Annotated in this window: 11 protein-coding genes and 1 pseudogene; 3 read left to right on the top strand and 9 right to left on the bottom strand. The window is 63.0% G+C overall.

The features are described 5' to 3' along the window. Positions 1–401 (top strand): annotated as a pseudogene (locus JHD67_RS19710) (TerC family protein); the annotation flags it as partial. A gap of 57 nt (positions 402–458) precedes the next feature. Then, positions 459–1,070 (top strand): glutathione S-transferase N-terminal domain-containing protein, encoded by a 612-nt coding sequence (locus tag JHD67_RS19705; RefSeq protein ID WP_199100883.1) that lies wholly within the window; start codon positions 459–461, stop codon positions 1,068–1,070. 41 nt (positions 1,071–1,111) lie between these two features. Here JHD67_RS19705 and JHD67_RS19700 read toward each other — a convergent pair whose 3' ends face one another. The 7 genes from JHD67_RS19700 to prpB all read right to left on the bottom strand — a co-directional run bounded on the left by JHD67_RS19700 (position 1,112) and on the right by prpB (position 8,051). After that, entirely contained in the window at positions 1,112–2,593 is a 1,482-nt protein-coding gene (locus JHD67_RS19700) for an acetate kinase (RefSeq protein WP_233172117.1), read from the bottom strand. Between the two features lie 110 nt (positions 2,594–2,703). Further along, complete coding sequence (locus tag JHD67_RS19695) at positions 2,704–3,270, bottom strand: hypothetical protein (RefSeq protein ID WP_233172115.1); 567 nt, start codon at positions 3,268–3,270, stop codon at positions 2,704–2,706. 22 nt (positions 3,271–3,292) lie between these two features. After that, a complete protein-coding gene (locus JHD67_RS19690) occupies positions 3,293–3,979 on the bottom strand; it encodes a C39 family peptidase (protein ID WP_233172113.1) in 687 nt (228 codons plus the stop codon). Further along, a complete protein-coding gene (locus tag JHD67_RS22445) occupies positions 3,976–4,350 on the bottom strand; it encodes a hypothetical protein (protein WP_233172111.1) in 375 nt (124 codons plus the stop codon). Before JHD67_RS22445 ends, JHD67_RS19690 begins: the two co-directional genes overlap by 4 nt. Positions 4,351–4,525: 175 nt before the next feature. Next, positions 4,526–5,443 carry a hypothetical protein gene (locus tag JHD67_RS22775; protein WP_199100881.1) on the bottom strand — a complete coding sequence of 306 codons (918 nt, stop codon included), beginning with the start codon at positions 5,441–5,443 and terminating at the stop codon, positions 4,526–4,528. A gap of 496 nt (positions 5,444–5,939) precedes the next feature. Continuing rightward, positions 5,940–7,085 carry a 2-methylcitrate synthase gene (prpC, locus tag JHD67_RS19675; RefSeq protein ID WP_199100880.1) on the bottom strand — a complete coding sequence of 382 codons (1,146 nt, stop codon included), beginning with the start codon at positions 7,083–7,085 and terminating at the stop codon, positions 5,940–5,942. Between the two features lie 75 nt (positions 7,086–7,160). Then, positions 7,161–8,051 carry a methylisocitrate lyase gene (gene prpB, locus JHD67_RS19670; RefSeq protein ID WP_199100879.1) on the bottom strand — a complete coding sequence of 297 codons (891 nt, stop codon included), beginning with the start codon at positions 8,049–8,051 and terminating at the stop codon, positions 7,161–7,163. Positions 8,052–8,191: 140 nt separating this feature from the next. On the opposite strand from prpB, the gene JHD67_RS19665 reads away from it, so the two are divergent. Further along, positions 8,192–9,406, top strand: coding sequence for a citrate synthase family protein (locus tag JHD67_RS19665; RefSeq protein ID WP_199100878.1), 1,215 nt, complete (start codon positions 8,192–8,194; stop codon positions 9,404–9,406). A gap of 13 nt (positions 9,407–9,419) precedes the next feature. Here the strand turns inward: JHD67_RS19665 and prpE are convergent, their stop codons facing one another. Together prpE and JHD67_RS19655 are read right to left on the bottom strand one after the other, a co-directional pair. Further along, a complete protein-coding gene (prpE, locus tag JHD67_RS19660; RefSeq protein ID WP_199100877.1) occupies positions 9,420–11,309 on the bottom strand; it encodes a propionate--CoA ligase in 1,890 nt (629 codons plus the stop codon). 104 nt (positions 11,310–11,413) lie between these two features. Continuing rightward, entirely contained in the window at positions 11,414–11,755 is a 342-nt protein-coding gene (locus JHD67_RS19655; RefSeq protein WP_199100876.1) for a hypothetical protein, read from the bottom strand. Positions 11,756–11,995 lie beyond the last annotated feature (240 nt).

Raw genomic sequence — 11,995 nt, 5'->3', positions numbered from 1 at the left:
CCCATGGAGTGAGCGCCGCCGCCAGCTTCTGGACCGCCATGCGCACCATTATCGTCGCCGACGCTCTGATGGGCATGGACAACGTGCTGGCCATCGCCGGCGCGGCCAAGGGGCACATGGGCTTGGTGATCCTTGGCCTGCTCATCAGCGTGCCGCTGGTGGTGTGGGGCTCCTCGTTGATCCTGCGCCTGATCGAGCGCTTTCCGGTCATTGTGTATATCGGTGCGGCCGCCATTGCCTGGACCGCCGCCCGCATGATCGCGCACGATCACTGGCTGTCGCCCTGGTTCGAAGCCAACGGCTGGGCCGCCTACGTACTCGACGCGATACTGGTGGTCGGCATCTGCCTGGGCGGTTGGCTGATGAATCAGCGCCGTCGGCGCCTACGCGTCGACGCTTGAGCAGGTTGCATGACAAAGGCGACACTGCGCCCCCTTTCTAGACCTGGAATACACCACATGAAGCTGTACTACCTGCCGGGTGCCTGCTCGCTCGCCGACCATATCGTGCTCGAGTGGATCGGCGCGCCCTACGAAGCGCACCGCGTGCCCCGCGAGGGCCTGCGCTCGCCCGAATACCTGCGTATCAATCCGGCAGGCGTGGTCCCCGCGCTGGCAGAAGACGACGGCTGGGTGCTGACCGAGAACGTCGCGATCCTGAATTATCTTGCCGACAAGTACCCGCAGGCAGGCCTGGGCGGCGATGGCAGCGCACGCGGCCGCGCCGAGGTAAACCGCTGGCTGGCCTACATCAACGCCGACCTGCACCCGACCTTCCGCCCAGTGTTCCGCCCGGAGCGCTTCATTGAGGACGAATCCGCCCACGAACAGGTGCGCCAGACCGCCCTCACCCGCCTGCGCAGCTGCTTCGAATACCTCGATGCGCAGCTTGAGGGCCGTGACTGGCTCACCGGCACCCGTTCGGTCGCAGACCCGTACCTGTTCGTCGTGCTCAACTGGGCCAAGGGCAAGGGCGTGGATCTGGGCGGCCTGGTCCATCTCGAGCGCTTCCACGAGCGCCTTGCGCAGGACGCAGGCGTCAAGGCCGCCATGCAGCAGGAAGGCCTGTAAGCCTCATGGCGCGGCCGCCAGGCCGCGCAGCGCGCGAGTGCTCAATACATCATGGGCACACGCACCGTCACCGTCGCATCGGGCGTATCGCGCGTCACGCCCACGCCCAGCGTGAAGTTGAGCGTTCGCTTGTCGCTCATGCGCCACGAACCGCCGAGCAGGAGCGTACCCAGTACGCTCTTGGTCGAACCGGGCACCGTCTGCCCATTCTGTTTGGTAATGCCGACAAAGCTCTGGTCGTAGCCGATACTGATGGACGCACGCTCATTCAGCGACAGGCCCATGCCCACGCTGATATCGGCCACATCGCCCACCTTCACCTTGCCTAGCTGCTCCGTGCCACCGAGCAGAATCTTCCGGCTCACATTGTCGCGTGCCACGTTGTACAGGTAACTGACGTTGCCAAAGAACACCACCGGATCGGTGGGATAGAGCCAAGTCAGGCCGGGCTGGATCGACCAGAAGCCCGAGCCAGTGGGTTGCTCCAGCGGCAAGCCGGTGCCGGTAGCCGACAGATCCACTTCGTTGATTACGTTTTCAACGCAGCGTTGCACGCAATCGGTGGTGACCTGGAACGGATCGGTACCCGTGCGCGACTTCACGCGGAGCCAACCCACATAGAACGCCTTATCCGGGCCGCCCACATTCAACTGATAGCGTGCTGTGGCCTCGATATCGCCCAGGCCATGTCCACTGGAACCAAAAGCGTTATCGGTAGCCGTGCCTGTGAAGATTTCGCGACTGGTGGTATCGGTGTGCGCATAGACGTAAGGCACGCGCAGCTCCACCTCCAGCCGATTGGTAATGCCGTAACGCCCGGTCAACCAACCGATCTGTGTGGTGGTTTTCACCTGGCGCGCATCGATCAGGCCGATCAAGATCGCCGGAATCACGGTGTAGCCCACCAACGCCACGCGATCGACCGATGAATAACCGAACTGATACGCCGGCTCGATGATCAGGTGACCTTGGGGGGTCAGCACTCCCGGCTGCTGAAAGATAGGCGCCACCTCAGGCGGCCGCGAGTCTTGCTTGGGGGCCTCACCCACCGGCTGCTGCCCGGAGCCCTCTGGCGAGGGCGCATTAGAAGCCACGGCCTGTGACGCCGGCATGGGTAATGCGGAAGCCCCCGCACCACCCGCGGCGATATTGCCGGCCCGCTGCTTGTCCAACTCGTCCAGGCCAACCGCGTGGCGTAGCGCTTGATAGTCCGCCTCCTGCGCGGCGAGCGCGCGCTTCATCGCGTCGAGCTGTTCCACTTGGGCCGTGATCTGGCTGCGCATCGCATCGATGCGCTCACCCTGCTCGGTCACTTTTTTGCGCAGATCCTCTGGCGGAGCCGCAACCGGAGTTGTCGATCCAGTGGTGGCGGATGGCGGCGGCGCGGGTGGCGACGACACCGTACCCGCCTGCATGCCTCCCGACGCTGCGCCAGCCTGCTGCGCGGCTACCGGCAAGCCAAGCAGAACCAGCCCGGCACACCCGGCCGAGCATACGTAACGCCACGCTGCGTGTCGCATCATCCTTCCCCATGGATCACAGGTTGTTATCACGCACCAACAAACGCGCCGCGAACTCCGCCGCAGCGCATGCGCGGCAGAGAACTACCGCTCCCGGTGCGCACCCAATGTCATCAATGTCCTAACGACTGCAGCTGCGCCGCTTGCAGCGCATCCTGGAAGTTCATCTGCCTAAAAGCGTTGAGCGTGTTGACCGATGTATTGAGTGTGGTGGTGCTTTGAATGTTTTGGTTGTTGAGCGTGTTCTGGATCACCGTGGCCGCAGCGACCTTGCTACCCAACGACGATGGATCGAATGTGTTGTTCGGGCCGATCTGCGTCACCGAAACAGTGTTGAGTGCCGATGCCAATGCCGAAGCCTGGACCGCCGTCATATGCGCGATGTCCGGTACGTTCACGCTGATCGACGTCACCAGGTTCCCGTTGACGTAAACGGCGCGATCGATGCCGAATGAGGCAATAAGGCCGTTACCCAGATCGAAGCCGCCGCGGGTTTCATCCAACGCCTGCTCGCTAACCGGTGCCCAGCTCGCCACCGAGTCGCTCGGCAAGGGCGATACCGCGGCGGACGCTGCTACCGGCGGATTGCCGGCAGCCAAGGGAGGATTGTCCTGCGCCTTCGCGCACGTGATCCAGGGTGCGCTTGTCAGCGCGACAGTACCCAGGCAAATCAAACGCATGATCGGTCTCATCGCCCCGCCCTCAAATATCGTCCGGCCCCTTCTTGGGCATGACCGTGTTGAACAGGCCGTTACGATCAATACCCATATTCAGCGGCGCCGCAGGCGCCACTTTCCAGTCATTGGGGCTGTTGAACACCGCGAGATTGCGGCGGTTGTGGATAACGAACACCAAGCCGTTCTTCCACAGCGCCATGAATTTTGTACGCGAAAGCACGCGCGTGCCGCGCGCAGGATCACCCACCAGCACGCGATCGTCCCGCAACCCTTTGACGACCACGAAGTGGTGATACCCCTTGTCGTCGATCAACACGATCGCAGGCAGGTTCTCGTCCACCAGCTTGTCGATGGGAACCTTGAATCCATCCGCATCGAATCCGTTCTGCGCAAGGAAACGCTTGATATCCAGCAAGGAGAAGCCTTCCTTGTTGATCTTTACCTGGTCGCCGTGGCTATACATCTGTTCAAAGGCCACCTGCTCATTCACCGGGTAGCCGTACTGATAGGTCAGCAAGGTCGCCACCGCGGCGGAGCCGCAGCTGAAATCGTATTTCTGGTGAATCGTGCTCTTGTAGCGAGCCTCCTTGAGGCTCGTCAGATGCACGGTATAGGTCTCGCCCTGTCCACCGATGACACCCACGGGAGTGCTGGCATGACTTGCCAGCGGCAACGCCGCCATCACCATCAGCAGCGCTGCAAGACCTTTCATGGCTTCATCTGCACGTTAAGAACCGTGGCACTCTGGATCAGCACATTGCTTCCGGAGTTTTGGATAACGGTTGGAATACCGGCCTCGCCGGCAAATGCACCACCCGTAATAATGTTGCCTCCAGCGACAACGTGATCTGCACTGTCGTTGGTGACGGTGCCATTGAGCGTCGTGTTCTGTACCACCATGGTGCCGCCGCTCATCGCAGCCAGCGTGGCATTGTCCACGCCCTTGCCCATGTCCGTTGCCGGACTTTCCGACTCGCTACGCGCAACTGCGCGATACGCCGCTACCGGCGATGATGCCGCATGGAGGTACGCCGGCGGGCTTTGTGCGTCCTGCGCGCACAACAGCAATGGCGTTGCTGACATACATAACGCGGTAAAACCAAGCATCCACTTAGAGGTTCGCACGGCACCGTCTCCAAGAGCGCAACACCCAGCCGTGACCGAAGCAAGCTATGCCTCGGTCATCCCTTCGAGCATTGATAGGGCCGACCGAACACGATGGAGCGCATGCGCCCCATCGTGACGGTCGCCATGGATCTCAGTGCGCGAAGTTCAGGTTCGCCTGAACGTTGACGCTCTGCTGTACCAGCGATGCCGCACCGCTGTTCTGAGCAAGAATCGACACACCTGCCGCAGCCGCGGCCGAACCGTTCATCTGGTTCGACATGTCGAACGCGCCCGTCGTGGTGGAAATCGAACCGCCAGCACCGCCAGCGCCGCCTGCACCACCTGCGCCTGCACCACCGGTATTGCCTGCGCCTGCGCCGCCCGCACCACCCGTGCCCGCGGTGCTATCCGCAGCGCCAGAGGTACCGCCCGTCGAGCTGGACGTGCCGCTATAGCTATCGGGCGAAGCTGCGCCAGCCGTTCCGCCGGCACCTGCGCCACCGGCACCGCCGGCGCCGCTGGAGCCACTGCCGCCACCGGCCATACCACCGCCGCCGCCTGCATGCGCGGTGCTGTTTACGTTGCCGGATTTGCCGCCCGCACCACCATCGCCGCCACCCGCCAACGAGGCACCCAGCGCGCCCGAATCACCCGACGAACTGCCCGATCCGCCTGCATGGCCGCTACTGGCATGTGAGCTACCGCCGTTACCGCCATCGCCGCCATTGCCGCCGAAGGCCTTGCCACCATACCCGTCGCCGCCGCTACCGCCGCGGCCGCCGCTCGCATTACCGTTGTTGGTTGCCGAGTTGCCAATACCCCATACAGCGACGTTCGAGACCGTGCCGGTAAGGGTGCTGTTGGCTACTGCGGTGCTGGTGTTGAAGGAATCTGCCGTGCCACCGCTGCTAGCAGCGGAGCCGTCCTGACCTGTCGCATACGTACTCGTAGTGGTGGTGTAGCTGTTGTTCGAGTCGGCACTACCGCTGTTGTGATTGTTGGCCGCGAATGCGGGGAGTGCCAATCCCATACCCAGAGTGATCGCGGTGACAAGTAGAGTCTTACGCATAATCATTTACTCCCAAACGACGCGGTGACCCCCTGTGTTTCAGTGTTGCGGGCCCAGCGTGTGTTGCTCGCAACATGCGTGCCACCAGACGCCTGGACTCACGGGTGCCTGCGACCCCTGGGAAATCAGCCATTTGAACGGAACCGTGGGCCGTGAGTCTGGCTTCGACAAGGCCCGCAAACCGGCGTATTGATTCATGCCTGTTACACGAGCGCGCGTCATCCGGCGGAATCCGCGCGCGATAAACGAATGGACATGAGCCACTCAATCAGCGTGTTGCATCATGTTCTTCGCGACACTTCTGGACCTGCATCAGGGTGTATCAATGGGCTTACACCTCTGCATACAAATTGCTATCAAAGTCGTACAGGCTCCTGAACCGCAACGAAAGACGCGAAACATACGCGTGAGCCACATCACATCCCCAAGCATCCGTCGCCCAAAAAAAAGAGGGAGCCACCAGGCCCCCTCTTTGATAAGGCAGTGATGCCTTGTCTTAGCGCTTTTCGATCGGCACGTAGGCCTGGTCTTCCGGACCGGTGTAATTGGCGCTGGGTCGAATGATCTTGCCGTCCTCGCGTTGTTCGATCACGTGAGCGCTCCAGCCGGAGGTGCGCGCAATCACGAACAGCGGAGTAAACATAGCCGTCGGCACGCCCATCATGTGATACGCACTGGCCGAGAACCAATCGAGGTTGGGGAACATCTTCTTCTGCTCCCACATCAGCTTCTCGATCTTCTCCGAGACGTCGAACAAGGTGGGGTTGCCGCCCTCGGTGCAGAGCTTGCGCGAGATCTCCTTGATGATCTCGTTGCGCGGATCGGACACCGTATACACCGGGTGACCGAAGCCGATGATGATCTCCTTGCGCTCCACGCGGGCGCGGATATCCGCCTCTGCCTGCGCCGCATTGCGATAGCGCGCGATGATCTCCATCGCTACTTCATTGGCGCCACCATGCTTGGGACCGCGCAGCGCACCGATGGCACCGGTAATGGCCGAATACATGTCCGAGCCGGTGCCGGCGATGACGCGGGCGGTGAAGGTAGAGGCGTTGAACTCGTGCTCGGCGTACAGGATCAGCGACTTGTCCAACGCATGCGCATGCAGCTCGCTCGGCTTCTTGTTATGCAACAGATGCAGGAAGTGGCCGGCGATCGATTCGTCGTCGGTCTCCGTTTCGATGCGCTTGCCGTTGTGACTGAAGTGGTACCAGTACAGCAGCATCGAACCGAAGCTCGCCATCAGGCGGTCGGCGATATCGCGCGCACCGGTAACGTTGTGGTCGTCCTTCTCCGGCAGCACGGTGCCCAGCACCGAGCAACCCGTGCGCATCACGTCCATTGGGTGGGTGGCGGCCGGCAGCAGTTCCAGCGCGCTCTTCACCGGCGCCGGCAGGCCGCGCAGGCGCTTGAGCTTGGCGCGGTAGGCATTCAGTTCCGCCCAGTTCGGCAACACGCCGTGCACCAGCAGGTAGGCCACTTCCTCAAAGCAGCCCTTGGCGGCCAGGTCGTGGATGTCATAACCGCGGTAGTGCAGATCGTTGCCGCTGCGACCGACCGTGCACAGCGCGGTATTGCCGGCAGCCACACCGGACAGGGCAACGGATTTCTTGGGCTTGGGAAGGGTTTGCTCGCTCATCGGATACGTCTCCTCAATGCATGCGACTCGACCGGCCGCGGCAACGCCGCAGCCTGGCCAATAGGGGTGGCCCGCTCAGGCCGGCTTCTGGTTGGCGAACAACGCGTCGAGCTTGTCCTCGTAGGCGTGATAGCCGAGGAAGTCGTACAGATCCGCACGGGTCTGCAGCGTGTCGATGATGTTCTTCTGGGTGCCTTCGCGGCGCACGGTCTCGTAGAAATGGAGCGCGGCCTTGTTCATGGCGCGGTAGGCGCCACAGCAATACAGCGCGATATCGACGTTCGCACCGCGCAACTCATCGGTGGTAAAGAACGGGGTGGAACCGAACTCGGTAAGGTTGGCCAGGATCGGCACCTTCACCGCCGCACGGAAGCGGCGGTAATCCTCCAGCGACTTCATCGCCTCGGGGAAGATCATGTCGGCACCCGCCTCGACATAGGCGCAGGCGCGATCGATCGCCGCATCGATGCCTTCCACGGCAGCAGCATCGGTGCGCGCCATGATCACGAAGTTGGCGTCGGTACGCGCATCCACCGCGGCCTTGACGCGATCGACCATCTCTTCCTTGGGCACCACTTCCTTGCCGGGGCGATGACCACAGCGCTTCTGGCCGACCTGATCCTCGATGTGCACGGCCGCCACGCCCACATTGATGAACGAACGAATGGTGCGACCAATGTTGAAGGCGCCGCCCCAGCCCGTATCGATATCCACCAGCAAAGGCATCTGCGTGGCATCGACAATGCGGCGGGCATCGGTGAGTACGTCTTCCATGGTGGAGATGCCCAGGTCAGGCATGCCCAGCGAATTGGCGGCGACACCGCCACCGGACAGATACAGCGCCTTATAGCCCACGCGCTTGGCCATCAGGCCGGCGTAAGCGGTGATGGCGCCCATCACCTGAAGCGGACTTTCAGCGGCAACAGCGGCGCGGAAACGCGCGCCAGCAGATTCGGGTAGGGACATGGGGATTCTCCGAAACCTCGTATTGTAGGCGATGCCATGGCAAGGCCATGTCGCGGCGCAGTAAGAGCGCTATCGCGGTGCCCACTCTGTCACCGTCCGATATATTGATCAATCTTGATCTATAGGATCAATATATCGTCATGCCCACCGACTATCTCTCCGCCCGGGAAGCCGCCGAACGCCTCGGTGTAAGTGCCGCCACGCTGTACGCCTACGTGAGCCGCGGCAAGATCGATTCGCGCCCGGGCGCCGACGGTCGCAGCCGCGAATACCGCACCGATGACATCGAGCGCCTGATCGAGCGACGGCAGGCCGGACGTGGCGCCGCGCAAGGCGCCGCGCATAGCCTCACCTGGGGCCTGCCCGTGCTGGAAACGCGCATTTCGCTGATCCGCCCACACGGCCATTACTACCGGGGCGAATCGGCCATTGCGCTGGCGCGTTCCGGAGCCAGCCTGGAAGACGTCGCCCGCCTGCTATGGGACGGTAACGGTGATCCGTTCGCCAGCGCACCCCTGACCCCGTGGCCGGCGCCGGTCGCGCTGCTGCTGCGCCAACGTCCATTGTCGCCCCTGGAGCGCACAGCCGCCGCATTGCCGCTGCTGGGTCACTACAACCCGTATGCGCATAGCCACGATGCCATGCAGCGACGCGAATTCGCCGCGCAGCTTTTACGTCAGACCGCCGCGCTGCTCGGCGCCACGCGCCCGGAACAGCGCCCTATACACCAGGTGATGGCGGAAAGCTGGCATCGCGCCGATCCCGCGTTTGCCTCGCTGATCCGCAGCACCCTGGTACTTTGCGCCGATCACGAACTCAATGCCTCGGCTTTCGCCACGCGCGTAGCGGCCTCCACCGGCGCCGGCCTGCATGCGGCGGTGGGTGCCGGCCTGGCCGCGCTATCCGGCCCGCAGCATGGCGGTGCCGCCGCGCGCGCCTATGGATTCATCCAGCGCGCACTGCGCGAGCGTCGCCTGACGGAATACGTACGCGACAGCCTGCGCCGTGGCGATGAGCTTCCCGCGTTCGGTCATCCGTTGTATCCCGAGGGCGATCCGCGCGCCGCACTCTTGCTGACCATGCTGGAAGAAGCGCGCCCACGATTGCCGGGATGGACTCGTGTCCGCCAACTGGTGGGTGCCGTGAAAGATGCCACCGGACGCGAACCCAGCCTGGATTTCGCGCTGGCTGCCCTCGCCTCGTTGTACGACCTGGGCGGCGATGCGCCACTGTCACTGTTCGCCGCCGGGCGCATGGCCGGTTGGCTGGCGCACGCGCTGGAACAGCAGGATTACGGCCGCCTGATCCGACCGCGCGCCAACTATGCCGGCGCCCTTCCAGCACGACTGAGCTGAGGCAGCGACGCCATCAACTGTCGGGCGCACGCTCCAGCGCGCGGCGCACTTCTTCCAGCGCATGGGGATCATCCAGCGTGGAAAGATCGCCCGGGTCGGTGTGTTGCACCAGGGCTTGCAGCGACCGCCGCAACAGCTTGCCCGAGCGAGTCTTGGGCAAGGCGTTGACCACGTAGATGCGCGCAGGCTTGGCCACGCCGCCCAACTGGTCCACCACCCGCTGCTGCATCGCCTTGGCAACCTCGCCTGCTCCCTGCGCCACGCCTTGCTTGAGCGTGGCGAAAACCACCGGCACCTGCCCCTTCAGTTCATCGTAAACCCCCACTACCGCGGCCTCGGCGCAGGCGGGATGCGTGGACACGGATTCTTCGATTTCACGCGTTCCCAGGCGATGACCCGCGACATTGATGACGTCGTCGGTTCGCCCCAGGATGGTGGTGTAGCCGTTCTCGTCGCGAATCGCCCAATCCAGCGAGCTGTAGAGCAGCGCGTTGAAATGGCTGAAATAGCTGCTGACGTAACGCTCATCGTTGCGCCAAACGGTGCTAAGGCAGCCCGGTGGCAACGGCGGCACGAACACCAGCACGCCTTTGTGATGCGCCGGCAACTCCTCGCCGGTGTTCTCGTCGATCACCTTCATGCGATAACCCGGGCTAGGGAGGCCGGGCGAACCGAACTTGACCGGCTTCAAGTCCAGGCCCGGCATCAAGGTAATCGCAGGCCAGCCGGTTTCGGTTTGCCAATAGTTGTCGATCACCGGCACACCCAAGCCATCGGTGATCCAGTGCGCGGTGGGCTCATCCAGCGGCTCGCCGGCCAGGAACAGCCACTTGAGCGTGGACAGGTCGTACTTCGTCAACCAACTCGCATCCTGCTTCTTCAGCACGCGAATGCCGGTGGGCGAGGAAAACATGGTGCGCACCCCATAACGCTCGCACAGGCGCCACCAGATACCCGGATCAGGGTGGGTAGGCAGCCCCTCGTAAAGCAGCGAAGTAGCGCCACCGATCAATGGACCGTACACGTTGTAGGAATGCCCCACCGCCCAGCCCACGTCGGAGGTGGAAAACATCACCTGCCCCGGCTGAATGTCGAAAATGGTGGTGATGGATAGCGCCATCGCCACCGCGTAGCCGCCCACATCGCGCTGAATACCCTTGGGCTTGCCCGTGGTGCCGGAGGTGTACAACAGATAGCTCGGCTCGTTGGATTCGAGCCACGTCACCGGCACCTCGGCGCGCTCGTGCGCGGCGCGCAGGCTGGCGTAATCGACATCGCGACCGGCGATGCGCGTCATCTGCGGATCGAGCCCGCGATCCACCAGCAGCACATGCGGCGGTCGATGCGCAGCTTCCTCCAGCGCCGCATCCACCAAGGGCTTGTAGGGAATGACCTTGCCGCCACGCATGCCGGCATCGGCGGCGATCAACAGCGCGGGCCGTGCATCATCCATGCGCAACGCGAGGTTGTGTGAGGCGAAGCCGCCAAATACCACGGAATGGATGGCACCGATGCGCGCGCATGCCAGCATGGCGAATACCGCCTCGGCAATATTGGGCATATAGATCACCACGCGATCGCCCTTCCCCACGCCCAGCGATATCAACACGGCAGCGAAGATATTCACCTCACGATGCAGCTCACGATACGTAAGCTCGCGGGTGACGCCGGTTTCGCTGGAGATGGCCACCAACGCCAGCTGCTCCCCGCGCTCGCTCAGATGGCGATCAATTGCGTTGTAGCAAAGATTGGTGGTTCCACCGACGAACCAGCGGCGGAATGGCGAACGGGAAACGTCGAGGATCTGCCGGGGCTGCGTGTGCCAGTGAATGCGTTCGGCCTGCTCGGCCCAGAAAGCCTCCGGCTCGTCGATCGAACGCTGATAGAACTCCTCGTACCGCATTGCCGCACCTCTGGCTCGCCGCTGATCCAGGCTAGCCTAGACCAGCAGCGACACAGGGGCCTTGCGACCTTGGTCGAGTCCGGCGCCCAAGCGCCGTCAAGCAGTTACAGGCAGGAAACAGCGGCGTCGCGATATGCCGAGTTGTATTCCTTCTTGGCATCCTGGATCTCGTACATCATCACCTGCGCACCGGTGCCATCCGGCGTCACGCTGAGCAATTCGCGCGCACCGGCCTTATCGGTGGCCGACAGCGTGCCCTCGTCCTTCTTGTCCGAAAGACTAACCTGGGTCGTTTCCGCCCACTTGGCGCGCACACACTCCAGATAGGTCGGAACATCTTTGTTGGTACGGCTGCTCATCTTGGGCGTGGTATCACGCACGCCGTGCACACCACCACAAGCCGTCAGCAGCACACCACAGGCAGCGATCGCAATTAGTTGCTTCATGTCCAGGTTCCAGTCGAGTATCGGTTGATTTTAACCATGAAGCGGCGCCGCGCGGAGGGCTTGACCCCTCACACCGCGCCCCCACCGTGCCGGGCACGCGACGAGCACACCATCGGCACCTGATCGTGGGGGAACTTGCACGGCGCAACGGCCTGCTGCCCTCGATCCGCCCTACCGCCGGATACCGGCTAGGCGACCGGGCCCATATCGAACCCCTGCACCGTATCCAAGCCCTGCACC

The sequence above is a fragment of the Dyella sp. ASV21 genome (assembly GCF_016428975.1).
Taxonomy (GTDB): domain Bacteria; phylum Pseudomonadota; class Gammaproteobacteria; order Xanthomonadales; family Rhodanobacteraceae; genus Dyella.
This window is presented reverse-complemented; position numbering and strand designations above follow the sequence as displayed.